This window comes from Mycolicibacterium brumae (assembly GCF_025215495.1).
Taxonomy (GTDB): domain Bacteria; phylum Actinomycetota; class Actinomycetes; order Mycobacteriales; family Mycobacteriaceae; genus Mycobacterium; species Mycobacterium brumae.
This window is the reverse complement of the sequence record NZ_CP104302.1, coordinates 337,676-363,646: the sequence shown is the minus strand read 5'-3', so window position 1 is coordinate 363,646 and position 25,971 is coordinate 337,676. Positions and strand designations below refer to the sequence as shown.

Annotated in this window: 27 protein-coding genes; 3 read left to right on the top strand and 24 right to left on the bottom strand. The window is 70.1% G+C overall.

Translation table 11 applies throughout. The features are described 5' to 3' along the window. Positions 1-6: 6 nt before the first annotated feature. From L2Z93_RS01790 to L2Z93_RS01775, 4 genes are all read right to left on the bottom strand, one after another. Complete coding sequence (locus L2Z93_RS01790) at positions 7-1,185, bottom strand: type III polyketide synthase (protein WP_090593366.1); 1,179 nt, start codon at positions 1,183-1,185, stop codon at positions 7-9. Positions 1,186-1,221: 36 nt separating this feature from the next. Further along, a complete protein-coding gene (locus L2Z93_RS01785) occupies positions 1,222-2,604 on the bottom strand; it encodes a fatty acid desaturase (RefSeq protein ID WP_193438946.1) in 1,383 nt (460 codons plus the stop codon). A gap of 211 nt (positions 2,605-2,815) precedes the next feature. Then, the gene (locus L2Z93_RS01780; protein ID WP_234786276.1) at positions 2,816-3,637 is read right to left on the bottom strand and encodes an LppX_LprAFG lipoprotein; all 822 of its coding nucleotides are present in this window, start codon (positions 3,635-3,637) and stop codon (positions 2,816-2,818) included. A 184-nt stretch (positions 3,638-3,821) separates the two neighbouring features. After that, complete coding sequence (locus L2Z93_RS01775; protein WP_090593438.1) at positions 3,822-4,580, bottom strand: alpha/beta fold hydrolase; 759 nt, start codon at positions 4,578-4,580, stop codon at positions 3,822-3,824. Between the two features lie 22 nt (positions 4,581-4,602). Between L2Z93_RS01775 and mhuD the strand changes: the two genes are divergently transcribed. Together mhuD and L2Z93_RS01765 are read left to right on the top strand one after the other, a co-directional pair. Further along, positions 4,603-4,917: a mycobilin-forming heme oxygenase MhuD gene (mhuD, locus tag L2Z93_RS01770; protein ID WP_090593442.1), complete on the top strand. Its 315-nt coding sequence runs from the start codon at positions 4,603-4,605 to the stop codon at positions 4,915-4,917. After that, complete coding sequence (locus L2Z93_RS01765) at positions 4,898-6,217, top strand: serine hydrolase (RefSeq protein WP_193438941.1); 1,320 nt, start codon at positions 4,898-4,900, stop codon at positions 6,215-6,217. The genes mhuD and L2Z93_RS01765 overlap by 20 nt, the downstream gene beginning before the upstream one ends. A 209-nt stretch (positions 6,218-6,426) precedes the next feature. Here L2Z93_RS01765 and L2Z93_RS01760 read toward each other — a convergent pair whose 3' ends face one another. From L2Z93_RS01760 to ftsH, 17 genes are all read right to left on the bottom strand, one after another. Further along, on the bottom strand, positions 6,427-6,981 hold the full coding sequence (locus L2Z93_RS01760) for a histidine phosphatase family protein (protein ID WP_090593374.1): 555 nt from the start codon (positions 6,979-6,981) through the stop codon (positions 6,427-6,429). Beyond that, a complete protein-coding gene (locus L2Z93_RS01755; RefSeq protein ID WP_090593377.1) occupies positions 6,978-7,775 on the bottom strand; it encodes a CbtA family protein in 798 nt (265 codons plus the stop codon). Before L2Z93_RS01755 ends, L2Z93_RS01760 begins: the two co-directional genes overlap by 4 nt. 21 nt (positions 7,776-7,796) lie before the next feature. Then, positions 7,797-8,015: a CbtB domain-containing protein gene (locus L2Z93_RS01750; protein ID WP_090593380.1), complete on the bottom strand. Its 219-nt coding sequence runs from the start codon at positions 8,013-8,015 to the stop codon at positions 7,797-7,799. A gap of 181 nt (positions 8,016-8,196) precedes the next feature. Next, a complete protein-coding gene (clpC1, locus tag L2Z93_RS01745; protein WP_090593383.1) occupies positions 8,197-10,716 on the bottom strand; it encodes an ATP-dependent protease ATP-binding subunit ClpC in 2,520 nt (839 codons plus the stop codon). Positions 10,717-10,925: 209 nt separating this feature from the next. Then, complete coding sequence (gene lsr2 / locus L2Z93_RS01740) at positions 10,926-11,267, bottom strand: histone-like nucleoid-structuring protein Lsr2 (protein ID WP_090593386.1); 342 nt, start codon at positions 11,265-11,267, stop codon at positions 10,926-10,928. A 105-nt stretch (positions 11,268-11,372) separates the two neighbouring features. Next, on the bottom strand, positions 11,373-12,875 hold the full coding sequence (gene lysS / locus L2Z93_RS01735; RefSeq protein WP_090593389.1) for a lysine--tRNA ligase: 1,503 nt from the start codon (positions 12,873-12,875) through the stop codon (positions 11,373-11,375). Between the two features lie 38 nt (positions 12,876-12,913). Then, the gene (locus tag L2Z93_RS01730) at positions 12,914-13,714 is read right to left on the bottom strand and encodes a type III pantothenate kinase (RefSeq protein WP_090593392.1); all 801 of its coding nucleotides are present in this window, start codon (positions 13,712-13,714) and stop codon (positions 12,914-12,916) included. Then, positions 13,714-14,136 (bottom strand): aspartate 1-decarboxylase, encoded by a 423-nt coding sequence (panD, locus tag L2Z93_RS01725; RefSeq protein WP_090593395.1) that lies wholly within the window; start codon positions 14,134-14,136, stop codon positions 13,714-13,716. The genes L2Z93_RS01730 and panD overlap by 1 nt, the downstream gene beginning before the upstream one ends. Before the next feature lie 6 nt (positions 14,137-14,142). Continuing rightward, a complete protein-coding gene (gene panC / locus L2Z93_RS01720) occupies positions 14,143-15,015 on the bottom strand; it encodes a pantoate--beta-alanine ligase (protein ID WP_090593398.1) in 873 nt (290 codons plus the stop codon). Then, positions 15,012-15,923 carry a Rossmann-like and DUF2520 domain-containing protein gene (locus L2Z93_RS01715; RefSeq protein WP_090593401.1) on the bottom strand — a complete coding sequence of 304 codons (912 nt, stop codon included), beginning with the start codon at positions 15,921-15,923 and terminating at the stop codon, positions 15,012-15,014. Before L2Z93_RS01715 ends, panC begins: the two co-directional genes overlap by 4 nt. A gap of 89 nt (positions 15,924-16,012) precedes the next feature. After that, the gene (locus tag L2Z93_RS01710) at positions 16,013-17,308 is read right to left on the bottom strand and encodes a DUF6779 domain-containing protein (RefSeq protein ID WP_099541387.1); all 1,296 of its coding nucleotides are present in this window, start codon (positions 17,306-17,308) and stop codon (positions 16,013-16,015) included. 79 nt (positions 17,309-17,387) lie between these two features. Beyond that, a complete protein-coding gene (locus L2Z93_RS01705) occupies positions 17,388-17,867 on the bottom strand; it encodes a DUF3180 domain-containing protein (RefSeq protein WP_090589612.1) in 480 nt (159 codons plus the stop codon). 2 nt (positions 17,868-17,869) lie between these two features. Next, positions 17,870-18,379 carry a 2-amino-4-hydroxy-6-hydroxymethyldihydropteridine diphosphokinase gene (gene folK / locus L2Z93_RS01700; RefSeq protein ID WP_090589609.1) on the bottom strand — a complete coding sequence of 170 codons (510 nt, stop codon included), beginning with the start codon at positions 18,377-18,379 and terminating at the stop codon, positions 17,870-17,872. Beyond that, entirely contained in the window at positions 18,376-18,768 is a 393-nt protein-coding gene (gene folB, locus L2Z93_RS01695) for a dihydroneopterin aldolase (RefSeq protein WP_090589605.1), read from the bottom strand. Before folB ends, folK begins: the two co-directional genes overlap by 4 nt. After that, positions 18,761-19,594, bottom strand: coding sequence for a dihydropteroate synthase (gene folP / locus L2Z93_RS01690; protein ID WP_193438942.1), 834 nt, complete (start codon positions 19,592-19,594; stop codon positions 18,761-18,763). Before folP ends, folB begins: the two co-directional genes overlap by 8 nt. Then, positions 19,591-20,172, bottom strand: a complete 582-nt coding sequence (gene folE, locus L2Z93_RS01685; RefSeq protein ID WP_090589598.1) for a GTP cyclohydrolase I FolE — start codon at positions 20,170-20,172, stop codon at positions 19,591-19,593. The genes folP and folE overlap by 4 nt, the downstream gene beginning before the upstream one ends. Further along, on the bottom strand, positions 20,172-22,538 hold the full coding sequence (ftsH, locus tag L2Z93_RS01680; RefSeq protein ID WP_090589595.1) for an ATP-dependent zinc metalloprotease FtsH: 2,367 nt from the start codon (positions 22,536-22,538) through the stop codon (positions 20,172-20,174). The genes folE and ftsH overlap by 1 nt, the downstream gene beginning before the upstream one ends. 94 nt (positions 22,539-22,632) lie before the next feature. Here ftsH and L2Z93_RS01675 point away from each other — a divergent pair, with 94 nt between their 5' ends. Further along, complete coding sequence (locus tag L2Z93_RS01675) at positions 22,633-23,370, top strand: SIMPL domain-containing protein (RefSeq protein ID WP_090589593.1); 738 nt, start codon at positions 22,633-22,635, stop codon at positions 23,368-23,370. Here L2Z93_RS01675 and hpt read toward each other — a convergent pair. From hpt to L2Z93_RS01660, 3 genes are read right to left on the bottom strand one after another with little or no spacing between them, the layout of a single operon-like run. Then, positions 23,367-23,945 carry a hypoxanthine phosphoribosyltransferase gene (gene hpt / locus L2Z93_RS01670; protein WP_090589588.1) on the bottom strand — a complete coding sequence of 193 codons (579 nt, stop codon included), beginning with the start codon at positions 23,943-23,945 and terminating at the stop codon, positions 23,367-23,369. The genes L2Z93_RS01675 and hpt overlap by 4 nt on opposite strands. A 31-nt stretch (positions 23,946-23,976) precedes the next feature. Next, on the bottom strand, positions 23,977-24,948 hold the full coding sequence (gene tilS, locus L2Z93_RS01665; RefSeq protein ID WP_370745825.1) for a tRNA lysidine(34) synthetase TilS: 972 nt from the start codon (positions 24,946-24,948) through the stop codon (positions 23,977-23,979). After that, on the bottom strand, positions 24,927-25,964 hold the full coding sequence (locus tag L2Z93_RS01660; RefSeq protein WP_090589619.1) for an Rv3626c family coenzyme F420 biosynthesis-associated protein: 1,038 nt from the start codon (positions 25,962-25,964) through the stop codon (positions 24,927-24,929). Before L2Z93_RS01660 ends, tilS begins: the two co-directional genes overlap by 22 nt. Between the last annotated feature and the right edge of the window lie 7 nt (positions 25,965-25,971).

Sequence of the window (25,971 nt, the reverse complement as noted above, 5' to 3'; positions counted from 1 at the left end):
GGAGTCCTATCGTCGGACCACGTCGAAGATCAGGCCTTCGAGCACCACACCGGGCGCGAAGGAGAACGCGACGCCGGTCTCGATCGGGGCGCCGGCGGTGTCGTCGGCGAGCAATCGCTGCAGCACGAACAGCAGCGCGACGCTGAGCATATTGCCGTACTCGGCGAGCACCGCCCAGCTGGCTTCGGCGACCGCCGGGGCCAGCTGCAGCGAATGCAGGGATTCGCCGATCACCTTGGGCCCGCCCGGATGGATGGCCCACATGTCGATGTCTTTGCGCCGCAGTCCGTTTCGGTCCAGCGCCGCGTCGATCGCCGGTTTCACACCCGCGTAGATGTAGTTCGGCAGTTCCTCGGCGAGCTCGCAGGTGATGCCATTGTCGTTGACGCCCAACACGATTCCGTCGGCGCTGTCGTCGAGCAACTGGGAGAAGGAGTCCCGGATGACGAGTTGTCCGCGGCGCAGCTGATGCCCCGCCGGCTTCGCGCCGACGACCACCGCGCCACAGCCGTCGCCGAACAGGCTGGAGATGACGATGTCGTTGACGTCGTCGGAGAACACCGCGTTCACCGACGACAGTTCCATGCAGATCACCAGCGCCTTGCGGGCCGGGTTGGCCCGGGCGAAATCCGACGCGGTGCGGATCGCGTTCATCGCCGCCGCGCAGCCCATGAAGTTGATCACCACCCGCGCGGTGGTGATGGGCAGCCCGAGCCGGCGCACCACCTCGATGTCGATGCCTGGCGCGATCAGCCCGGTGCTGGTGGCGAACACCACCAGGCCGATGTCGGCCGGGTCCAGGCCGGCCAGCGCGCGACCGGCCACATCGACGGCCAGCGGCACCCCGTGCTCGCGGAACAGTTCCATCCGCTCGCGCACCGTGCCGCGGCGACGGCGGAACTCCGCGGCGCCGTCGGCCAGCGGATCCACCGCCAACTGCCGGGTGATGATGCCGGTCTTGGCGAAGATCCGGCCGATCCGCTCACGCTGGACCGGATCCTCGTAGAGCCCGCACACCTGCTCGGCCAGCGCCCGCTGGGGCACCGTGGTCGGCGGGGCGCCGGTGGCCAGCGATTCGATGACGGCCACCGAGGTCGGCGGCGCGGGCAGGGGCAGCACGGTCCGGCTGCGTTCGACGTAGCCGGGGATGGCGATTTCGCGGGAGCGTTCGAAGTCGATCGACATCGGTTGGCTCCTTTCTTGTCTATTGGCCGCTGATCATCAGACCGAGCTGATGCCGCCGAATCCGGCGCGGGCGTAAACGAGGCTGGCCTTGCAGGCCTTGGGCGACAGGTGCTCGCGGATGAAGCCCCAGCCATTGGCCTGGGCGTCCCGCGAGGGTGTCAGCAGATAGGCGCGCAGCAGTTTGGGCAGCCGGTCGGTGGCGAAGCTCTTCGGCTTGTCCCAGCCGATGCCCTGGGCGGCGGCCTCCTCGCGCAACACATCCTCGCTGATGATGTTGGCGAAGCCGCTGCGCTGGAACGGCAGCACGTGGTGCGCCCGGTGCGGGCTGAGCCCGGCCGACAGGAAGCAGTCGACGTAGCGGTTGCCGACGACGGTCAGGTCGTAGGACTCCTGCAGCTGGTGCACGCCCCAGTCGTCGCCCGGTTCCTCTTCATCTTCTTCCTCGAAGTCGTGGCTGGCCACGATCAGGAACGTCGACACCCACATGGTGGCCAGGAACTGCAGCACCCAGGCCCACACGTCGCCCATCGCCAGGAACAGCACGAACTCGCCGATCAGCAACAGCCGCACCGTGATCGAGCCGAAGAAGTGCACGCGGGCGTTGCGCCAGGTGCCGTACACCTCGTCGACCCCGACGTCGCGGGTGATCCGGATGACGTCGACGATGCGGGCCGGCATGCCGGTGAACAGGTGCCCGATCTTGTGCAGGGTGTGCACCGGCACCCGGTACAGCCGGGGCAGCTCCATCATCGCGGTGAAGACGTTCTTCTTGATGTCGACTTCGCTTTGCACGTGCGGGTGGTGCAGCAAGGTGTGCCCGTCCTGGGTGACCAGCGACAGCGCGACGTAGTTCATGTCGAAACTGCTGACCAGCGCCCGATTGGCCCCGCGCTGCCGGCGGTGCACCGCGTAGTGCCCGTAGCCGGCGATGCAGCTGCGCAGCGTGACCATGGCGATCACGAAGAGCGGCAACGGCATCCACGCCGGGACGCCCAGCCGCAGCGCCTGCACACCGAAGTAGGCGACCAGCAGCAGCGCGGCCACCACGTTGAACCAACGGTCCATCCGCTTGACCCGGGCGGCCATCGCCGGTTCCCGCAGCCGCGCCTTGACCCGGTGCAGCAGGTCGTCGGAGCGGTCGAAGTTGAACTTCGGGGTGTCGTGCCAGCTGTTGAAATCGTCCTTGAACAGGAACGGCGGGGCGTTGTTCTTTGGATGGATGTCGAACGGATTGGCTTGGCGGTCAAGGGAATACCGCTCCAGCATCTTCTCGATCTTCGCCGGGTCCGGGTGGTAGGCGTTGAGGATCGCGGTGATGTCGCGGTTCTTGGTGCGCCCGATGAAGAACGCGCCGCCGGGGTGCTTGTTGATCCAGTCGGTCAAGTCGTAGGCCTTGCCCTTGTAGACCCACACGTCCATCAGCCGGGCCGGCTTCTGCCCTGGCCCGGGTGGGGCGGGGGCGCCCTCGGGTGGGGCGTGCGCGCCCTCGGGTCCGGTGAGCCGGGCCCCGGGGCGCGGGCCCGGTTCGGTGTCCGGGCCCGCACCCTCGGGACGCTGAGGACGGCCGGGGATTTCGCCGTCGTCAAAGTCAGGCACCGATTCGATGCCGGGTGCGTCGATGGTCATGGCACTAGCTGGTGGGGTTCGGGATGGTCACTTCTTCGGCCCACTTGGAGAAGGTGGCCTCGCCCTTGCCGTCGCCCTTCTGCACCTCGATGCGGACCAGGTTCGGACCGGTGCCGGTGGACTTCTCCTCCTGCGGGATCTCGGTGGTCGGGGCCTCATCCGGGGAGACGTCGACGATCCACAGGGTGACCGGCAGCTCGCCGCCGTCCTTGCCGACGGTCGGCATGATCGGGTCGATGACGGCCGAGGAGATGGTGCCGGTCACCTTGACCGTCGGGACGCCGTCGACGTCCTCGCGGCCCTCGACCTTGGGGTTGCGCACCGAGCGGATGACGTTGGCCAGACCCAGGTCCTTGTCCAGGATGATCGCCGGGTCGTAGACGGCCTTGGACTCACCGCGCTCCTGGTACTTGCCGGAGGCGTCCTTGGTGTAGAACTTGCCGCCGGTGACGACGAAGTCGGTGTCGGTCATCTCGGCGTCGTCGGTGGGCCGGAAGCGGGCGCTGCCGGCGGCCTGGCCGCCGGTTTCCATCGGCTGGTTGGTGACGTCGGCGTTCAGGCTTTCCAGCGGGAACTCCGGTAGGTCGGTGACGACCAGCGCGATGTGCATCGACGGCATGGTCTCGGTGGTCTTGGCGCTCTCCTCGACGATCTTGACGTCGGGCAGTTCTGCGGGCGGCGGGGTGGTGCTGGTCGCGGCGGCGTCCGCGCTGCTGCTGGTGGTTTCGTTGGTGGCGGGCTTGTCATCCGAGGACGTTCCGCAGCCGGCGAGCAGACCCGCGGCCACCGCCCCGGCAGCGAACATCGCGGCGATGCGCTTGTTCACCAAGTGCGATCCCACGATTTGAGCGCGATTTTCCATGAGCAATGCCACCCCTCAATTTCGACGGTTCCCGGCCCCGAAATGGCCGTTGGAGAGGACTCTAACCCCGTTCTTCGGGGTCTATATGCGGTAATTTTGAGATCGGTCGAAGTTGGTTGCCGGCGCGTAGCGCGCCGGTTGCCGCAGGTCAATGCGATCGCAGGAACGCGCTGACCGCCCGGCGGTAATCCTGGGGCGCGTCGTCGTGGATCAAATGCCCGGCGCCGGGGACGCGCAGATACTCGACGTCGGAACCGAGTTCGGCCATTCTGCGCAGTTGCCCGGCGGGCGCCACCGAATACTCGGCCTCCAACAACAGCGTCGGCGCGCGCACCGTCGACCACTGCGTCCAGAAGTCCCGCGTGCCCCATTCGGCGGCGATCCGGACCCAGTCCCGGGCGTGGCCGTGCAGCCGCCAACCGGTCTCGGTCCGGTCGAACGCCTCCAGGAAATAGCGGCCGGCCACCGGGCCGAAGGCGGTGAGCACCTCGTCGGCGTCGGTGAATTCCTCCGGCAGGGAATGCGCCCACGGCTCCCACGCCCCGGTGGTCTGCCCGACGAAATCGGCGGCCATGTCCTCGACCACCAGCGCCGTCACCAGTTCGGGCGCCTCGGCGGCCAGGCACCACGAGTGCAGGCCGCCCATCGAGTGCCCGATCAGGGTGACCGGCTCGCCGAGGCTCTCCGCGGCGGCGCGCAGCTCGGCGACGAACGCTTCGGTGCTGATCTGGGCGGGCGCGGCGGCGTCGCGGCCGCGGTGCCAGGGCGCGTCGTAGGTGTGCGCGGCGCCGAACTCGGCGAGCCAGTCGGCCTGCCGGGACCAGGTGCTGCCGCGGCCCATAAGACCGTGCACGAGCAGCAGCGGGCGTCCGTGACCGCCGCGGTAGGTGAGAAAATTGCTCGACATCGGCAGGCGGTAGCCTAACCACATGTCAGTGGTGAAGATCAACGCAATCGAGGTTCCCGAGGGCGCCGGCCCCGAGCTGGAGAAGCGGTTCGCCAACCGCGCGCACGCCGTCGACGGTCAGCCCGGATTCCTGGGCTTCCAGCTGCTGCGCCCCACCAAGGGCGAGGACCGCTACTTCGTCGTCACCCAGTGGGAATCCGAGGACGCGTTCCAGGCGTGGGCCAACGGTCCGGCCCGCGAAGCCCACCAGGGCCAGCACTCCCCCAAGCCGGTGGCCACCGGGGCGTCGCTGCTGGAGTTCGAGGTCGTGCTCGACGTTGCGGGTTCGGGTAAGTAAAGCCGTTGCGCTGCTCTGCAGCGCAGCGCTGACCGTCGGGTCGGTCGCCGCCTGCAGCGCGCCGAAGCTGCCCGCCGACGCCGACGGGGTGCAGATCAGCACGACCACGCCGCAGGGTGTCCGCGCCCAGCAGATTCTGGACATGCTCAACTCGGACTGGCCGATCTCGCAAGAGAGCGTGAAGACGCTGGCCGGCCCGGAGCAGGTCGATTTCGTCACCACCGCGATGGACCAGCTGTGGTGGGAGCGGCCGTACCGGGTCGCCGAGGTCGACTACGGCGCCGCCACCGCCGAACTGCAGCTGGCCACCAGCTACGGCGGCCGGCAGACCATCGACATCCGGACCGCGCCGTCCACGCTGGTGGACCGGTTCAAGGTGAGCACCCCGTCGCCGGTGATCGGCTCGTGGGAGGACGTCGATCACGCGTTGGGCCAGCTCAATGGGCGCTACGCGTATCAGGTGTCGAAGATTTCCGACGGCCGCTGCGACATGATCGCCGGGTCGAACACCGACGTGTCGATGCCGTTGGCGTCGATCTTCAAGACCTACGTGCTGCTCGCCGTCGCCCAGGAGGTGGCCGCCGGCCGGCTGTCCTGGGACGACGAGGTGACCGTCACCGCGAAGGCCAAGGCGGTGGGGTCCTCGGCGTTCGACAAGCTGAAGCCCGGCGCGACGATACCGGTCCGGCTGGCGGCGGAGAAGATGATCTCCAGCAGCGACAATATGGCCACCGACCTGCTGATCGAGCGGGTCGGCAAGCCGGCTGTGACGCACGCCCTGGTCACCGCGGGGCACCACGATCCGGCGTCGATGACGCCGTTCCCGACCATGCACGAGATGTTCTCGATCGGCTGGGGCATCCCCGACCTGCGTGAGCAGTGGCGCGACGCGGATCGGGCGCAGCGCGACGAGCTGCTGCGCGAGACCGACCTGCGGCCGTACAAGTCCGACCCGCAGCGCACCCACACGCCGGCGGCGGCCTACGGCGCGCAGTGGTTCGGCAGCCCGGCTGATGTGTGCCGGATCCATGTCGCGCTGCAGCAGACCGGGCAGCCGGTCCGCGACATCATGGCGGCGCTGCCGGGCATCGACCTGGACCGCGCGAAGTGGCCCTACATCGGCGCGAAGGCCGGGAACCTGCCCGGTGACCTGACGTTCAGTTGGTACGTCGAGGACCGCTCCGGGCAGCCGTGGGTGGTCAGCCTGCAGACCAGCTGGGACACCTTTCACGGCGGGCGCACCGCGGCCTGGTTGATGGGCGTGGTGAAGGGCATGTTCGCGCTGATTCCGACCCAGTAGGTGTGCTGCGGCCCCGATGTCGTACCGAAATGGGGCGTACGCGGGCCTTCGTTCGCACAATCCACTTAACGGTCGGCGTACACCCCATTTCGGTACAGAATTGCCCGCGCCGACCCAGTCGATGTGCCAAACCACCGGCTGTGCGGACCGTCGGATGGATTATCCAATTAAGAGCCCGCACAGCCGGTGGTTTGGCACACGCGCGCGGGTCAGAGGCGCAGAGTCCAGCCCGCGGGACGGCGATGCAGCTGGGTGACGCCGGCTGGGCGCACATCGATGCGCCAGAACGCGGTGGCCGGGGCGCCCAGGGCGTTGACCACCGCGGCGCGGATGACCGCGGGGTGGGTGACGGCCACCGTGCGGCCCGGCCCGAGGGTCTCCAGCCAGCCGCCGACCCGGGCGATGAGCTCGGTCAGCGATTCACCGCCGTGCGGGGCGGCGTCCGGGTCGGTGAGCCAAGCGGCCAGGTCCGCGGGGGCCAGGTCATCGAGCGCGCGGCCGCGCCACGTGCCGGGGTCGAGGTCGGCCAGCGCGGGCTCGGTTTGAGCGGCCAATCCGGCCAGCTCCGCGCTCTGGCGGCAGCGTAGCTCCGGGCCGCGCAACGCGAGGTCGGCGCGCAGCGCCAGGTCGGGACGTGACGACCCCAGCTCAGTGATCTGCCGGACCCCGAGCGAGTTCAGCGGCTCATCGACGCCGAAAAGCCCGGCTGACATGGCATCGGTGAAACCGTGCGACACCAATGTCAGCCGGGCTTGTTGGCTCACGCGTCGAGGGCTTGCTTTTCCCTGCTGTCGAGCAGCTTGTGCACCAGCGCGCTGAACACCACGGCGATGGTGACCCACATGATCAGCTGGGTGCCGAGCGCGTAGACCCGGAAGTCCCACAGCTCCTCGGCCGGGAAGCCTTCGAAGATAATGGTTCCGGAGTCGTCGGTGATCGGGCCCGGCACCTCGTCGATGGTCGGCAGCGCCAGGATGGCGATCCCCACGGTGACGATGTAGGCCCCGGCGCCGGCCAGCACGCCGTTCCAGGCGCCGGACTTCTCGGCGATCTTGTGCCCGAACACGATCGCGGCGACCAGCAGCGCGCCGGAGATCACAACCATCAGCAGGTACAGGAACGCCCGCTCCCGGATGGTCTCGTCGATGCTGGTGGCCGGCGGGTTCGGCGGGTACTTCAACCCGGGCACGATCCACAGCGACACCAGCATGCCGGCGCTGACCAGCACCGCCAGCGACCGCGCCGACAGCGCGGTGCGCGCGTACAGCACGCAGAAGACGACTGCGGCCAGGGCTGCCATCGCCATCGCGAACAGCACGATGCCGACCCCGAGTCCGAGGCCGGACTGCACCGCGCGGGTGAACAGCTCCCCGCCCTCTTCGCCGTGGCTGTGCCCGCCCGCGGCGTGCTCCAGCATCTCGTGCGCCTCGGCGGTCCCGTCCTCGAATTCGATGGCGCGGTCGATGATCGGCTCGATCATCACCTTCGCCCACACGAACGCCAACAATCCCGCGACCAGTCCGGCCAGCAGGCCACGACCGATGATCTGCTTCTCCATATTCGCCCTGTCCCCCGAGTCTTAGTGGCAGGGGAAGCCGAGCAGGTGCCGGGCGTCGTGGACGAACTCGTGCACGTACATGTTGTCGGCGCCGAAGACCGAGGTCGCGCCCTGGTCCACGCCGATGAAGTACAGCACGATCAGCGCCAGGAACGTGGTCCCGGCCAGCCAGACGACGGATTTGGTCGCCGACAGGTCGACGGCGGCGGCGCGGGATCTACGCGCCTGAGGAGCGGTCATGTTCGGTTCCTTTCGGGCGTTCGCGGCCCTCTCGGGTGGGACGGAGTTCGGGTCTGGCTCTACAGTGGCGCGACCGCCCCGGAGTCTCACCGGGTTCCTAGCTCCGTCAGTACAGCTCGAATCGTAGACCCAACGAGAAAAGGCCACCCGGTGAAGGGTGGCCTGTTCTCGTTGGAACCGCTTACTCTGCGACGATGGCCGCCAGGTCGGCGTCCTCCACGGTCGACTTCGGCGCTCCGGCGAAGGTGAACTTGGCGTTCTCGCCGGCGCCTTCGCCGTCCCAGCCCTCGACGTCGACGGTCACCACCTGACCCGGTCCGACCTCGTCGAACAGGATCTTCTCGCTCAGCGCGTCCTCGATCTCGCGCTGGATGGTGCGCCGCAGCGGCCGCGCGCCCAGCACCGGGTCGAAGCCGCGCTTGGCCAGCAGGGACTTCGCCTGCTCGGTGAGGACCAGCTCCATGTCCTTGGTCTTGAGCTGCTTGGTGACCCGGCCGACCATCAGGTCGACCATCTCGATGATCTCGTCCTGGGTCAGCTGGTGGAAGACGATGATGTCGTCGATGCGGTTCAGGAACTCCGGGCGGAAGTGCTTCTTCAGCTCGTCGTTGACCTTGAGCTTCATCCGCTCGTAGTTGTTCTCCCCACCTCCGGCGGTGAAGCCCAGCCCGACCGCCTTGGAGATGTCCGAGGTGCCCAGGTTCGAGGTGAAGATCAACACGGTGTTCTTGAAGTCCACCGTGCGGCCCTGACCGTCGGTCAGGCGACCGTCCTCCAGCACCTGCAACAGCGTGTTGTAGATCTCCGAGTGCGCCTTCTCGATCTCGTCGAACAGCACCACCGAGAACGGCTTGCGCCGCACCTTCTCGGTCAGCTGGCCGCCCTCCTCGTAGCCGACGTAGCCCGGAGGGGCGCCGAACAGCCGCGAGGCGGTGAAGCGGTCGTGGAACTCGCCCATGTCGATCTGGATGAGCGCGTCGTCGTCGCCGAACAGGAACTCCGCCAGCGCCTTGGACAGCTCGGTTTTCCCGACGCCGGACGGGCCGGCGAAGATGAACGAACCGGACGGACGCTTGGGGTCCTTCAGGCCGGCGCGGGTGCGGCGGATCGCCTTGGAGACGGCCTTGACGGCGTCCTCCTGGCCGATGATCCGCTTGTGCAGCTCGTCCTCCATCCGCAGCAGGCGGCTGGTCTCGGCCTCGGTCAGCTTGAACACCGGGATGCCGGTCCAGTTGCCCAGCACCTCGGCGATCTGCTCGTCGTCGACCTCGGCGACCACGTCGAGATCACCGGAGCGCCACTGCTTTTCGCGCTCGGCACGCTGCGCGACGAGCTGCTTCTCCTTGTCGCGCAGGTTCGCCGCCTTCTCGAAGTCCTGCGCGTCGATCGCGGACTCCTTCTCCCGGCGGGCGTCGGCGATCTTCTCGTCGAACTCGCGCAGGTCTGGCGGAGCGGTCATCCGGCGGATCCGCATCCGGGCGCCGGCCTCGTCGATCAGGTCTATCGCCTTGTCCGGCAGGAACCGGTCGTTGATGTAGCGGTCGGCCAGGGTGGCCGCGGCCACCAGCGCCGGGTCGGTGATCGAGACGCGGTGGTGCGCCTCGTAGCGGTCCCGCAGACCCTTGAGGATCTCGATGGTGTGCTCGACGCTCGGCTCGCCGACCTGCACCGGCTGGAACCGGCGCTCCAGGGCGGCGTCCTTCTCGATGTATTTGCGGTATTCGTCGAGGGTGGTCGCGCCAATGGTCTGCAGCTCGCCGCGGGCCAGTTTGGGCTTAAGGATCGAGGCCGCGTCGATCGCGCCCTCGGCCGCGCCCGCCCCGACCAGGGTGTGCAGCTCGTCGATGAACAAGATGATGTCGCCGCGGGTGTTGATCTCCTTGAGCACCTTCTTCAGGCGCTCTTCGAAGTCACCGCGGTAGCGGCTGCCGGCGACCAGCGACCCCAGGTCCAGGGTGTAGAGCTGCTTGTCCTTGAGCGTCTCGGGCACCTCGCCAGCCACGATGGCCTGCGCCAGGCCCTCGACGACGGCGGTCTTGCCGACGCCGGGCTCGCCGATCAGCACCGGGTTGTTCTTGGTGCGACGGCTCAGCACCTGCATGACCCGCTCGATTTCCTTCTCCCGGCCGATGACCGGGTCGAGCTTGCCCTCCATGGCGGCGGCGGTCAGGTTGCGGCCGAACTGGTCGAGGACCAGCGAGGTCGACGGGGTGCCGGCCTCGCCGCCGCGGCCACCGGTGCCGGCCTCGGCGGTCTCCTTGCCCTGGTAGCCGCTCAGCAGCTGGATCACCTGCTGGCGCACCCGGGTCAGTTCGGCGCCCAGCTTGACCAGCACCTGGGCGGCGACACCCTCACCCTCGCGGATGAGGCCGAGCAGGATGTGCTCGGTGCCGATGTAATTGTGGCCGAGCTGCAGCGCCTCGCGCAGGCTCAGCTCCAGCACCTTCTTGGCCCGCGGGGTGAAGGGGATGTGGCCGGACGGGGCCTGCTGGCCCTGGCCGATGATCTCCTCGACCTGGCTGCGCACACCCTCCAGGGAGATGCCCAGGGATTCCAGGCTCTTGGCGGCGACGCCTTCACCCTCGTGGATCAGGCCCAGCAGGATGTGCTCGGTGCCGATGTAGTTGTGGTTGAGCATCCGGGCTTCTTCTTGAGCCAGGACGACGACCCGACGGGCTCGGTCGGTGAATCTCTCGAACATCCGTGGTTACCTGCTCTCTTTGACGCTTGGGTCCACTGTAGTGGGCGCCCGGTCCGGTTGCCTCGCCTTGGTGCGGCGCTGCGGGCCGGTGGCCGGGCATGTGCGATTAAACGCGCCCTGACCAGGAGACAATTCCGGCGGCCGGGCGATTTCGCTGGTGGCGATATGCCACCGCTGACCGCCAGGCCGCCGGAGAAGGCTTGCTGGAGTTACTTCGAGGAGTTGTAAGCCTCGATGACCTCGGCCGGGATGCGGCCGCGGGTGGAGACGTTCAGGCCCTTGCTGCGGGCCCACTCGCGGATCGCGGCGCTCTGCTCGCGGTCGATGGCGGCGCGGCCTCCCCGGCCGGCCGGGCGCTGACCGCGACGACGGCCGCTGACGCGACGGGCGGACTCGGTCCATTTGTTGAGGTCGGCGCGCAGTTTCGCGGCGTTCTTGTCGGAAAGGTCGATCTCGTAGGTCACGCCGTCGAGCGCGAATTCCACGGTCTCGTCGGCGGCGGCTTCGCCGTCGAAATCATCGACCAGGGTGACTGTGACTTTCCTTGCCATTTTTAGGCGGCCTCTCGCGTTGGGGGAAGTGGCGGGGGAATCCTGGCAGCCAATGTACTCCACCGCTTCGGCATCGGAGAAATCGGCGCGGAAACGCGCGAATTATTAGGTTTGACGCCGAACAATCGGGAACAAAACGGTTTCCCGAATTGACAGTCCGGTCAGCGCCATCAACAGCCGGTCGAGTCCCATTCCGGTTCCGGTGGTCGGGGGCATGGCGTGCTCCATCGCGGCCAGGAAGTCCTCGTCGAGCAGCATCGCCTCGTCGTCGCCGGCCGCGGCGGCCGCCGCCTGCGCGACGAACCGCTCCCGCTGCACAATCGGGTCGATGAGTTCGGAGTAGCCCGTCGCCAATTCGAATCCGCGCACGTAGAGGTCCCACTTTTCGGTGATCCCGTCGATGCTGCGGTGCTGGCGGACCAGCGGCGTGGTCTCCACCGGGAAGTCCCGGACGAACGTCGGCGCCCACAGGTCGTCGCCGACGGTGTGCTCCCACAGTTCCTCGACCAATTTGCCGTGACCGTATCCACGGTCGGTGGGGATTTCCGCGCCGAGCTTGTGTGCGATGGACCACAGGTGATCCGCCGTGGTGGCCGGGGTGATTTCTTCACCGAGCGCCGCCGACAATGACGGATACATTTCCAGCGTCTGCCATTCGCCGTCGAGATCGTAGTGGCTGCCGTCGGGCAACAGCACGCTGCGGGTCCCGAGCGCCTCGTCGGCGACCTCCTGAATAACCTCGCGGGTCATCACCGCGGAATCGTTGTAGTCGCCGTAGGCCTGATACGTCTCCAACATGGCGAATTCCGGGGAATGCGTGGAATCGGCGCCCTCATTGCGGAAGTTGCGATTCAGTTCGAAAACCTTGTCCAGGCCGCCGACCACGCAGCGCTTGAGGAACAGCTCCGGAGCGATCCGCAGGTACAGGTCGGCGTCCAGGGCGTTGGAGTGCGTGACGAACGGCCGCGCGGCCGCGCCGCCGGGCTGCACCTGCAGCATCGGCGTCTCGACCTCCAGGAAACCGCGGCGCTCCAGGGCGTTGCGCAGCGCGCGGACCACCTTGATCCGGGTGCGGGCGGTCTCGCGGGCGGCGGGGCGCACGATCAGGTCGACGTAGCGCTGCCGGACCCGGGCCTCCTCGCTCATCTCCTTGTGCGCGACGGGCAGCGGGCGCAGCGCCTTGGCGGCCATTCGCCATTCGTCTGCCAGCACCGACAGTTCGCCGCGCCGTGAGCTGATCACCTCGCCGTGCACGAACACGATGTCGCCGAGGTCGACGTCGGACTTCCAGGCGTCCAGCGCGTCGTGGCCCACCCCGGCGAGGCTGACCATGACCTGCAGCTGGGCGCCGTCGCCGTCCTGCAGGGTGGCGAAACACAGTTTGCCGGAGTTACGGGAGAACACCACCCGCCCGGCGACGCCGACCAGGTCGCCGGTGGCGGTGTCGGCGGCAAGCTCGGGGTAGGCGACGCGGATCTCGGCGAGGGTGTGCGTGCGGGGCACCGACACCGGGTAGGGCTCCTGCCCCTGCGCCAGCAGCCGGGCCCGCTTGTCCTGGCGGATCCGGAACTGTTCTGGCAGGTCGTCGGCGATGTCTGCGGCGCTCACGTCGTGTCAGTTTAGTGGTCCGGCTGGGCGGCCCGATTTCAGGCGCGGCGCAGCCGTCCGCCGTCCTTGTTGCGGTCGAACACCATGACCAGGCCGTCCAGGGTGAGGTGCCGGTCGTCGCGGACCGGGGTGTCCATCACCTCGGCCAGCAGCGGGGCGGTGTGCCCGGTGACCACCACGGTGACGTCGTCGTCCGCGCCGAAGATGTCGGCGCGGATCCGGCGCACCAGGCCGTCGACCAGGCCGGCGAAGCCGAACACCGCGCCGGACTGCATGCATTCCACGGTGTTCTTGCCGATCACCGACCGCGGCCGGGTCAGCTCCACCCGGCGCAGCCCGGCCGAGCGGGCGGCGGTGGCGTCGGTGGACAGTTGCACGCCGGGAGCGATTGCGCCGCCCAGGAATTCGCCCTTCACCGAGACGACGTCCACGCAGATCGAGGACCCGAAGTCCACCACAATGGAGCGGCCGTACTTGCGGTAGGCGGCAAGGCAATTCACGATCCGGTCGGCGCCGACCTCCTTGGGGTTGTCGACCAGAAGCGGAATCCCGGTCCGCACACCGGGTTCGATGAGCACCACCGGAACCTTCGGCCAGTACTGGCCGAGCATGACGCGGACCTCCTGCAGCACCGACGGCACGGTGGACAACCCGACCGCGCCGGTGAGCCGCTCGGAGTCGTCGCCGATCAGGCCGTCGATGGTCAGCGCGAGTTCGTCGGCGGTGATCTCCGCTTCGGTGCGAATCCGCCAGTGCTGCTCCACCTTCGCGTGTTCGCCGGTTCCGGAGATCAGCCCGACGACGGTGTGGGTGTTTCGGACGTCGATGGCCAGCAGCACTACGCCAGCCCTCGCGGCGAGACGAGTTCGGCGGCGGCGGCGTGGTCGGGCACGAAGGCCGGATCGTCGCCCAGGTCGAGCGCGCGGTTCTCCCCGTCGACGAACACCACCCGCGGCTGGTACGCGCGGGCCTCGGCGTCGTCCATGACGGCGTAGGCGATCAGGATGACCAGGTCACCGGGGTGCACCAAATGCGCTGCCGCGCCATTGATTCCGATCACACCGCTGCCGCGGGCGCCGGTGATGGCGTAGGTGACCAACCGGTTGCCGTTGTCGATGTCGACGATGGTGACCTGTTCGCCCTCGAGCAGGTCGGCGGCGTCCATCAGGTCGGCGTCGATGGTCACCGAGCCGATGTAGTGCAGGTCAGCATGGGTGACGGTGGCCCGGTGGATCTTCGACTTCAGCATGGTGCGCTGCATGTGCGGTTAGTCCTGTTCTCCGATGTGCATTGCCCCGTTGTCCAGCAGCCGCACGCCCCCGACGCGCGCGGTGACCAGCAGTCGCGCCTGACCGACGACGGGCGGCGGGCCCAGCCAGACGCCACGGGCCTCCAGGTAGTCGACGTCGATCTGCGGGTAGGCGTCGAGCACCGCGCGGGCGGCGGCCACCGCCGCCTCGGCGCCCCTGGCTGCGGCGTGCGTGCCGGCCAGCAGCGCCGCCGACAGCGCGGTGGCCAACTCGCGGTGCTCGGGATCGAGGTAGCGGTTGCGCGAGGACATCGCCAGCCCGTCGTTCTCCCGCACGATCGGCACCCCGACGATCTGGGTCGGCACGTTGAGGTCGGCGACCATCTGCCGGATCAGCACCAGTTGCTGGTAGTCCTTCTCGCCGAAGAACGCCTTGTCCGGGGCGAGGATCTGCAGCAGCTTGAGCACCACGGTCAGCATCCCGGCGAAGTGCCCGGGCCGCGACGCGCCCTCGAGTTCGTCGCCGAGCGGGCCGGGCGTCACGGTGGTGCGGGGGCCGTCGGGGTACATCTGCGCGGCGGTCGGGGTGAACGCGATGTTCACGCCCTCGGCGCGCAGCAGTTCCAGGTCGGTCTCCAAGGTGCGCGGGTAGGCGTCGAGGTCCTCGTTGGGCCCGAACTGCAGCGGGTTGACGAAGATCGACACCGCCACCACCGCGCCGGGGGTGCGCTTGGCGGCCCGGACCAGGGTGAGGTGGCCTTCGTGCAGGGCGCCCATGGTCGGCACCAGCAGCACCGGACGTCCGGTGCGCCGCAACGCTTTTGACACCGCGTGCATCTGCTTGGGGTCGGAGTAGACGTTGAGCTCGCCGGACTCGTACTGCTTCTTCATCGGGTCAGCACCTCGATTACCTCCTGCGGGGCGTGTGCTCGGCGGGCGGTGCGCAGCGCGGACGCCCGGTAGGCCCCGGCCAGGTCGGGGTCGACCTCGTCGAGGGCGGACAGGTGACCCGCGACCGCGTCGGCGTCGCCGCGGGCGACCGGCCCGGTCAGCGCGGCCTGGCCGCGGGCCAAGGTGTTCTCCAGCGCGGCGCGGGCCAGCGGCGCGAGGATCCGTTCGGCCAGCCCGCCGGGGGCGTCGCCGACGAGTTCCTGGCCTAGCAGCTCCTGGCCCTCCAGCGCCGCGCGCAGCGCGTCCAGGCCGTCGGCGACCAGGGTGACCAGGTGGTTGCTGGTGTGCGCCAGCGCCGCATGGTACAGCGTGCGGGCGTCCTCGCGGACCCGGAACGGCTCGCCGCCGATCTCCAGCACCAGCGAGGTGGCGATCGCGTAGCCGATCTCGTCGGTCGCGGTGACCCCGAAGCAGGTCTCCGAGAGCCGGGCCAGGTCCTCGTCGGCGCCGGTGAACGTCATCGCCGGATGGATGGCCAGGCCGACGCAGCCGGCCTCGGTGAGCGGGGCCAGGATGCCGACCCCGCTGGCGCCGGCGGTGTGCGCGACGATGGTCCCGGGTTTGACCGCGCCGGTGGCGGCCAATCCGCTGATCAGGCCGGGGAGTTCGGCGTCGGGCACCGCCAGGATCAGCAGTTCGGCGGCCGAGGCGACCTCGTCGACGGGTTTGACCGGGGTGTCGGGCAGCCACTTCTCGGCGCGGCGGCGGGAGGCCGCCGAGACGGCGCTGACGGCGACGACGACGTGGTCGGCGCGTTCCAGCGCGGCGCCCAGGGTGGCGCCGACGCGGCCGGCGGAGATGATCCCCACCTTGAGCCTTGCCGGGCGCAAGCCATCGAGTTGCTCCATCGAGCCCTCACGTGTTTCGTTCCGGTCCCGATTGCGGGTACCGGACGGATTCGGTGGCCGGATCACCGGCCGTCACCGCGCGATTTTACTCAGTCGTCACGACGACGACGCCCGCCGCCCCCGCTGGGGGCGCGGTTCAGCCGGACCAGCAGCTCGGCGGCGGTTTCGGCGGCCCGCTCCTCCGAGCCGCGGTGCCGGCCGGGGCGGGCGTCCTCCGGGGCCTGCTCCGGCTGCGGCTGCTGAGGCTGTGGGGGTTGCTGTTGCGGGGGTTGCGGCAGCGGGGGCTGCTGGGCGGCGGGTTCGGGCGCGCGGCGCGACCGCCGGGCCGGCGGTTGCTGCTGTGGGTGCTGCGGGCCAGGCTGGCCGGGCTGGCCGGCGTGCCGGGCGTGACGCTCGTGCCGACCGCGCGGCTCGGGCTCCGGCCACTGCTGCTGCGGCGGCTGCGGCAGGTGCTGCGGCGGCTGCGGTTGCGGCGCCGACTGCTGAGGTGACGGTTGCTGCGGGGGCGGGGCGTGGCGCGCCGCGGTCGCCGGCGGCGGCGTCGGGCGCATCGCGGGCGTCGGCTCCATCTCCGGCGGCCGGGTCATCACCGGCGGCGGAGGCATCGGCGGCGGGGGCTTGAGCACCGGCGGCGGGGGCTCCGGGTTGCGGAACTGCGGCGGGATCCAGCTCTCGTCGTCGCGGCGGCGATGCGACCCGGGGCGCGGCTCGGCCGGCTCCGGGGTCCGCGGCGCCTCGACGGGCTCCAGCGGCTCCTCCGGCACGTCGATGATCGGCGTCTCCGCGGTGTGCGGCTCATCGTCGGCGTCGTCGTCCGGGGACTCCTCGGGCCCGGCGGTGATACGGCTGCTCTGCACCCGATCCGGCGCGGTGAAGCCGCCGCTGTCGTCGGCGAAGCGGCGCTCGCCGCCCAGCGCCGCGCGCTGTTCGTGCGGCAGCTCCGGCCGGTGCGACAGATCGGTGTCGAACAGGTACTCCAGGGTGCTGCGCAGCGCGTTGACCTCGGCGCGCAGCGCGGCGACCTCCTCGGCCGCGGCGGTGCGCAACTCGTGGCCGATCTCCCGGCGCAGATGGCTCTCCACCGACAGCTCGTACTCACGCCGCGCGGAGATCTCCCGGTCCAGCTGCAGGTCGTAGACGTACTTCATGTCCCGGGCCTTGGCGGCGTCGGTCTCGCTCTGCCTGCGGTAGAGCACCGAGACGAACGCGCCCATCACCGCGGCCCACAGCGACAGCACCACGGCGAGTTTGAGCAGTTCGACGCGGTTGGTGAAGACCAGCGCGGTGCTGGCCACGATGGCAAGCACCAGCAGCACGGTCAGCAGCACCCAGCCCGGCGTGCGGCCGCCGCGCCGTGTCCGGGCACCGCGAGACCCAAAGGTCATGGGCCGACTGTACCTGCGGGCCCCGGCCAAACCCGGTGACGCGCATCGGCGTTTCCGCATTTCAGAAGGATCACGGTGGCTAACCCTCGGCGGGCTCGGAGTCCTCGAACGGGTCGTCGAGGGGATCGTCGGGAGCCTTGCAGCAGTGCTGCAACCACATTCCGGCGACCGACAGCGCCAGCGCGCACACCGCGGCGACCACCGCGCCGGGGGCGTCGGAGGCGGCCACCGCCAGTTGACTGGCGCGGTCCAGCAGGAAGACCGCGATGCCGGCCCAGCCGCCGAACAGCAGCGCCCCGCCGACCGCGGACGCCTGCGCCAGCGCCACGCTGCGGGCCACCGCCAGCGGGTCCAGCCGGCCACCGCCCACGCCGATCTCGGCGCGGGCGATCTTGCGCCGCACGTAGAACGCCCAGCCGGCCTCGGCCAGCGCGATCAGCGCCAGCGACGAGCCTATCCAGATCACCACCGGCGGGAACCACCGGTAGAACAGCACCGCGCCGAGGTAACCGATCAACGCGCCGGCGACCGCGGCGGTCAGCAGATCGCGGACGCGCATGTTCACCGCAGCGCCAGATCCGTGCGCGCCACCGCGGCGAGTTCCTCCGGCGGCGTCGCGGCCAGCAGCTCGGCGATCGGGTGGTCGGACCCGTCGACGGCCAGCGTCGCGTCCGGGTCGACGTCGTGCCACGGCGCGAGCACGAACGCGCGCTGGTGGGCGTACGGGTGCGGCAGGATCAGCCGGTCGCACACCCGCCGCAGCGTTCCGGTGTGGTCGCTGACGGTGACGATGTCGACGTCGAGAGTGCGTGGGCCCCAATGCTGCCCGCGCACCCGGTGCGCGGCCTTCTCCATCGACTGGGCCAGATCCAGCCATTCGATCGGGTCCAGGTCGTCTTCGGCGACGACGACGGCGTTGAGGAAATCGTCCTGCTCCACGCCACCCCACGGCGCGGTGGAATACACCGGCGACACCGCGCGCACCCGCGGCCCGAGCCCGTCGAGCACCGAGCGCAGATGCCCCAGCCGGTCGCCCACATTGCTGCCGATGGACAGCACGGCAATGCTCACACCAACCTCACCCGGGGTTGCGGCGGGCGGGCGCGCCGGGCCACCACGGCGACATCGGCGAAGTCCAGCGGGATCGGCGCCGACGGCTTGTGCACGGTCACCTCGACGGCCTGCACCCGCTCGTCGGTCATCACGTCGTCGGCGATCTCGGCGGCCACCGTCTCGATGAGATCCCGCGCGGGCCCGCCGACGATCTCGGCGGCCCGGGCGGCCAGCACCCCGTAGTCGTAGGTGTCGGCGAGGTCGTCGGAGGCGGCGGCCGGCGCCAGGTCCAGCCACAGCACCACGTCGATGACGAAGTCCTGGCCGTCGCGGCGCTCGTGGTCGAACACGCCGTGGTTGCCGCGAACGGTCAAGCCGCGCAGTTCGATTCGGTCGGTGTCAGGCATCGGCTCCCCCTCGGGTCCAGGCCGCGACGACCTTCAGCGCGTCCGACGAGGCGCGGACGTCGTGCACCCGCACGCCCCACACCCCGTGTTCGACGGCCAGCGCGGAGATCACCGCGGTCGCGGTCTCCCGGCCGTCCGGCGGTCGGGGGGCGCCGTCGTCGGCGGCCAGCAGCGCGCCGAGGAACCGCTTGCGGGACGCCCCGACGAGCACCGGGATCCCGGTGGCGACCAGCTCGCCCAGCCCGCGCAGCAGCGCCCAGTTGTGCGCGGCGTTCTTGGCGAAACCCAGTCCGGGGTCGATGATCAGGTTCTCCGGCGCGACGCCAGCGGCCACGGCGGCGTCGACGGAGCGCAGCAGTTCGGCGCGCACGTCGGCGACGACGTCGGTGTAGTCGGGCACCCGGTGCGGGTCGTCGGCGGAGATCGGCCGCCAGTGCATCAGGATCCACGGGACGCCGGCCTGGGCCAGCAGCGGGGCCATCGCCGGGTCGGCGCGGCCGCCGGAGACGTCGTTGACCAGCGCGGCGCCGGCTTCCAGTGCGGCGGCGGCGATTTCGGCGCGGGTGGTGTCGATGCTGACCGTCGCGCCGGCGGCGGCCAGCGCGCGGATCACCGGCAGCACCCGGCCCAACTCGACGGCGGCCGGCACCCGCACTGCGCCGGGCCGGGTCGACTCACCGCCCACGTCGAGGGTGTCCGCGCCGTCGGCGAGTAGGGAAAGACCGTGCGCCACAGCGTGATCCGGGTCGAGAAACAGTCCGCCGTCGGAGAACGAGTCGTCGGTGACGTTGACGACGCCCATCACCTGAATGCCGGCGGGCCTCATTTACGCAGGATCAGATCCAGGGCTTCGGCGCGGGACGCCTTGTCGGTCTTGAATTGTCCGCGCACCGCCGAGGTGGTGGTGATCGCGCCGGGTTTGCGCACCCCGCGCATCGCCATGCACAGATGCTCGGCCTCGATCACCACGATGACGCCGCGCGGATCGAGTTTGCGCATCACCGCGTCGGCGATCTGCCCGGTGAGCCGCTCCTGCACCTGCGGGCGTTTGGCGTACAGGTCGACCACCCGGGCGAGTTTCGACAGTCCGGTCACCCGGCCGTCGTGGCCGGGGATGTATCCGACGTGCGCCACCCCGTGGAAGGCCACCAGGTGGTGCTCGCAGGTGGAGTACATCGGGATCTGCTTGACCAGCACCAGTTCGTCGTGCTGCTCATCGAAGGTGGTCTCCAGCACGGTGTCCGGGTCGGTGTAGAGCCCGCCGAAGATCTCTTTGAACGAGCGGGCCACCCGGGCGGGGGTGTCCCGCAGCCCGCAGCGCTCGGGGTCCTCGCCGACGGCCAGCAGCAGCTCGCGCACCGCCGCCTCGGCCCGTTCCTGGTCGAACTCGGGAAATTCCGCCATCAGCGACGGTCCTCGCCCGGTTCGCCCTGGGGCTGGCCCGGGTAAGGGTACGGCGGCTGCTGGCCCGACGGCGGGTAGACCGGCCGGGCGGGCTGCGACGGCGGCGGGTAGTGCGGGGCCTGGGGCGCGGGCGGCCAGCCCGGCGCGTGCCAGCCGGCCGGGGCGCCGTAGTTCGGCTGCCCGCCCTGGGGCTGCCCCTGCTGCTGGCCACCGTGCTGCGGCTGCCCATGCTGGCCCTGCGGGCCGTGCTGACCGGCGCCCGCGTGTTGCGGGTATTGCGGCTGCGGGTAGCCGTTCGGCGCGGCGTGCCTGCCGTCGCCGGAACCATTCGGGCTCGGCGGCGCGAAGTTCGGCGGCACGGGGTTCGATGGCGCGGAGGCCGCGGCCTGCGCGGACGCGGCGGCGATGGCGGCCTTGAACGCTGGCTCCGGGGCGGGCTTGGGCCACTCCTCGCCGCGCTCGATGGCCAACTCGCCCGGGGTCTTGATGGGCGGCTTGTTCGACGGGATGCGGCCGCCGAAGTCGTCGAACGCGGTGATCCGCGGGCGCTTGCGCACGCTCGCCATGATCCGGTCGAGTTCTCGTCGGTGCAGGGTTTCCTTCTCCAGCAGCTCGCCGGCCAGCACGTCCAGCACGTCGCGGTACTCGGTGAGCACCTCCCACGCCTCGGTGTGCGCGGCCTCGATCAGCTTGCGGACCTCTTCGTCGATCTCACGGGCCACCTCGTGGCTGTAGTCCGGGGAGGTGCCCATGGTGCGGCCCAGGAACGGGTCGCCGTGCTCGGTGCCGTACTTCACCGCGCCGAGTTTGGCGCTCATGCCGTACTCGGTGACCATCGCGCGGGCGATCTTGGTGGCCTGCTCGATATCGGAGGACGCGCCCGTCGTCGGCTCCCGGAAGATCAGCTCCTCGGCGGCCCGGCCGCCCATCGCGAACACCAGCCGGGCGACCATCTCCGAGCGGGTCATCAGGCCCTTGTCGTCCTCGGGGACGGCGACGGCGTGCCCGCCGGTGCGCCCGCGGGCCAGGATGGTCACCTTGTAGATCGGCTCCAGATCCGGCATCGCCCACGCTGCCAGGGTGTGCCCGCCCTCGTGGTAGGCCGTGATCTTCTTCTCCTGCTCGCTGATGATGCGGCTCTTGCGCCGCGGCCCGCCGACCACCCGGTCGACGGCCTCCTCCAGCGCCGCCCCGGTGATGATGGTGCCGTTCTCCCGCGCGGTGAGCAGCGCGGCCTCGTTGATCACGTTGGCCAGGTCCGCGCCGGACATCCCGACGGTCCGCTTGGCCAGCCCGTCCAGGTCGGCGTCCTCGGCGATCGGCTTGCCCTGGGAATGCACCCGCAGCACCGCGCGCCGTCCGGCCAGATCCGGCGCGCTGACCGGGATCTGCCGGTCGAAGCGGCCGGGGCGCAGCAGCGCCGGGTCCAGGATGTCGGGCCGGTTGGTGGCGGCGATCAGGATGACGCCCTGGCGGTCGCCGAAGCCGTCCATCTCGACCAGCAGCTGGTTGAGGGTCTGCTCGCGCTCGTCGTGCCCGCCGCCCATGCCGGCGCCGCGCTGGCGGCCGACGGCGTCGATCTCGTCGACGAAGATGATGCACGGATTGTTCTGTTTGGCCTGCTCGAACAGGTCCCGGACCCGGGACGCGCCGACGCCGACGAACATCTCCACGAAGTCCGAGCCGGAGATGGTGAAGAACGGCACCCCGGCCTCGCCGGCGACCGCGCGGGCCAGCAGCGTCTTGCCGGTGCCGGGCGGGCCGTAGAGCAGCACGCCCTTGGGGATCTTCGCGCCGAGCGCCTGGTAGCGCGACGGGTTCTGCAGGAAGTCCTTGATCTCGTAGAGCTCCTCGACCGCCTCGTCGGTGCCGGCGACGTCGGCGAAGGTGGTCTTGGGCATGTCCTTGGAGAGCTGCTTGGCGCGGGACTTGCCGAACCCGAATCCCATCCGGCCGCCGCCCTGCATCCGGGCGAACATGACGAACAGGAACACCAGCAGCAGCAACGGCAGCATGAAGATCAGCAGGGTGGAGAAGAACCCCTCCTGCTTGACGGTGGTGTTGACCTTCGCGTCCTGCTTGTCGAGGTCGTTGAACAGGGTGACCGCCAACCCGGTGGGGTACTTGGCGATCAGCTTGTCGGAGCCCTCGACGGTCTTGCCGTCCTTGAGGGTGACCCGGACCTGCTGCTCACGGTCGTCGATCTGCGCCTCGGAGACGTTGCCGTCGCGGATCTGGGCGACCGCCACCGAGGTGTCCACCTGCTTGTAGCCGCGGGTGTCATCACCCAGATAGAAGAACAACAGGCCTATGACGAGCAGCCCAAAGACCACTGTCAGCGTCCGGATGACGGTTTTTCGGTTCATCGTGTGGCTCGCGCCGGGTCCTTCCCTGTGGCATGCCAGGTGTCCTCACAGGTTACCGGTAGGGCTCCCGCGCCGAGCCGCTAGTCTGGCGGGCATGCCCAGCGCCGGAAAATCCCGCACCCTCGCCCGCCTCGGAGCCGGTTCGCTGATCGCGGCCACGGCGCTCGCGCTGTCCGGTTGCGACGCGGCCAGCCCGGTCGGATCGTCCAGCGATGTGCGGCAGGTCAGCGTGACCGGCACCGGCAAGACCGAGGGCACCCCGGACACCCTCACCGCGAGCCTGACGGTCAGCGAAACGGCCTCGGACGCGAACACCGCGATGGCCGAGGCCAACGAGGTGCAGACCACCGTGCTCGACGCGCTCGTCGGCGCCGGGGTGGACCGCACCGACATCGCCACCAGCAATGTCACGCTGAACCCGCAGACCTCCAACGACGGCAACACCGTCACCGGCTACCAGGCCACCAACACCATCACGCTGACCATCCGCAACGCCGAGTCGGCGTCGAAGATCCTGGGCATCGCGGTGTTCAACGGCGGCGACGCGATGCGCATCAACAATGTGGACTACAGCATCAGCGACGATTCGCAGATGGTGAAGGACGCCCGCGCGAAGGCGTTCGCCGACGCTCAGGCCCGCGCCGAGCAGTACGCGGAGCTGGCCGGGATGAAGCTCGGCAAGATCATCTCGATCCTGGAATCGCCGGCCTCGGTCGACGTGCCGTCCCCGGCGTTCGAGTCGCGGACCGCGGCCGAGCCGTCGAATGTGCCGCTGGAGCCGGGCAAGCAGACGCTGACGTTCACCGTCGACATCTCCTGGGAACTGGATTAGGAGCTGTACACCTTCGGGTCCAGGGTGCCGATGTAGGGCAGGTCCCGGTAGCGCTCGGCGTAGTCCAGGCCGTAGCCGACGACGAACTCGTTGGGGATGTCGAACCCGATGTAGGCCACGTCGACGTCGGCGCGCACGGCTTCGGGTTTGCGCAGCAGGGTGCAGACCCGCAGCGAGCGCGGGTTGCGGGTGGCCAGGTTGCGCAGCAGCCAGGACAGCGTCAGGCCGGAGTCGATGATGTCCTCGACGATCAGCACGTCACGGCCATTGATGTCGCGGTCGAGGTCCTTGAGGATGCGCACCACCCCGGACGACGAGGTGGAGGAGCCGTAGGAGCTGACGGCCATGAACTCCAGCTGGGTCGGCACCGGCAGCGCGCGGGCCAGGTCGGTGACGAACATGACCGCGCCCTTGAGGACGGTGACCAGCAGCAGGTCCTGGTCTCCCCCGCCGTCGCGGTGGTCCGCGGCGATGGCCTCGGCCAGCTCGTTGGTGCGCTCGTAGATCTGTTCCTGCGACAGCAGCACGGATTCGATGTCCCCGGGGTACAGCTCTGTGTGGGCCGGCACCTGCACAGCGTGCCATGCCGCCCCGGGGGCTGACTACTCAGACCGGCTCAATCCGCAGCCGCAGCCGACCGTCGCGGCGTTCGGCGAACAGTCGCTCCCGCGGCCCGGCCCCACCGACGGCCACCCCGCCCTGCCCGCGCCAGTCGGTGACCAGCGCGTCGACGGCCCGCAGTTGCTCATCGGTGAGCCGGTGCGCCCCGCAGCGCAGCAGCCACCGTCGCAGCGCCCGGCGCCGCACCGCGGTGGGAAGCCCGAAAAACACGGTGACCTGCGGCTGGTCTTCGACGTCGACGGTTTCGGCGAGCGCGTCGAGGGCGTCGCCGTCCTCCTGCAGCGCGGTGGCGGTGCGGGCCAGCGCCGCCGCGACCCCGCCGCCGAGCACGTCCTCCAGCAGCGGCAGCACCTCGTCGCGCAGCCGCACCCGGGTGAATCGCGGGTCGCTATTGTGCGGATCGCGCCAGGGGTCCAGGCCCAGTTCGGCGCAGGCGGCTTCGGTGTCGGCCCGGCGCAGGCCCAGCAGCGGCCGGCCCCACGGCGGCGCCCAGGGCCGCATCCCGGCGATGGAGCGTGGCCCCGACCCGCGGGCCAGGCCGAGCAGCACCGTTTCAGCCTGGTCGTCGAGGGTGTGCCCGAGCAGCACCGGCCGACCGGCGCGGGCCTGCTCCAACGCGGCGTAGCGGGCGGCGCGGGCGGCGGCCTCCGGTCCCCCGTCGGCGCCGACGGAAACGGTCAGCACCTGCGCGGATTCGCAGCCCAGCCGTGACGCCTGCTCGGCGGCGTTCGAAGCGACCCCCGCCGATCCAGGTTGCAGCCGGTGGTCGACGATCAGCGCGGCGGTCGGGCGGCTGCGGGCCGCGGCGGCGGCCAGCGCCAGGGAGTCCGGGCCGCCGGAGAGCGCGACGCACCAGGGCCCGTCGGGAACCTCGCGGGCGAACGCCGCCAGCGCCCGGATCAGCCGGTGCAAGCTCGTTTCACCCGCGCTCCCGCTCACAGCACCCGGTCGATCCAGCGCTGCGGATGGTCGACCTCGGGCGGCAGCGGCAGGGTGTCCGGGCCGGTCCAGATGGTGTTGAAGCGGTCCATCCCGACCCGGCCGACGACGTTGTCGACGAAGGCCTTGCCGCGGGTGTACTGCGCGAGCTTGGCGTCCAGGCCCAGCACCGCGCGCAGCAGCCGCTGCAGTGGGGAGTGTTTGCGTTCCCGTCGGGAATTGAACCGGGCCCGGATGGTGTGCACCGACGGGACCACCGACGGCCCGACGGCGTCCATCACGTGGTCGGCGTGGCCCTCCAGCAGGGTGCCGAGCACCAGCATCTGGTCCAGCGCCTTCCGCTGCGGCTCGGCCATGGTGGCGCGCAGCAACCCGACCATGCCCTCCTCGCGGTTGCGGGCGAACGCCGACACCCGGGTCAGCAGATCGGAGAACTGCTCCTCGTTCTCGCCGGTCAGCACCCCGACGGCCGAGGCCATGTAGTCCGACAGCCACGGGTTGGCGCTGAACTGCACCCGGTGGGTGACCTCGTGCAGGCACACCCACAGCCGGAAGTCCGCTGGCGGCACTCGCAGCTGGCGCTCGACGGCGACGATGTTCGGGTAGACCAGCAGCAGCCGGGGTCCGTCGGCGCCGAACGGGTCGAACTGGCCGAGGATGCCCGAGGACACGAACGCCAGGACCGCGCCGGTCTGCGCGCCGGCGGCGCGGCCGGCCAGCGTGGACGCCAGCGCGCCGGCCCGGCCCAGCAGGCCGCTCGGCTCGGGTTCGGGTTCGGCCGGCCCGGTGGCGGCGGACATCAGCACCCGCATACCGGCCGCCGCGGCGCGGATCCAGTCCGGGCGGTCGACGATCGCGGCCTCCGGGGCGTCCTGTCCGGCGGTCAGCCGGCTGATCTCGCGGACCAGCGGTTCGGCGCGCAGCGCGCAGTCGGCCAGCACGGCGATGGCCTGATCGCGGGTGTAGTCCGACATCGGCGGCCCCGGGCGGGCCAGTCGCGCGCCGAGGTCGGCGGCGAATTGCCAGTCCAGCATGGCCGCG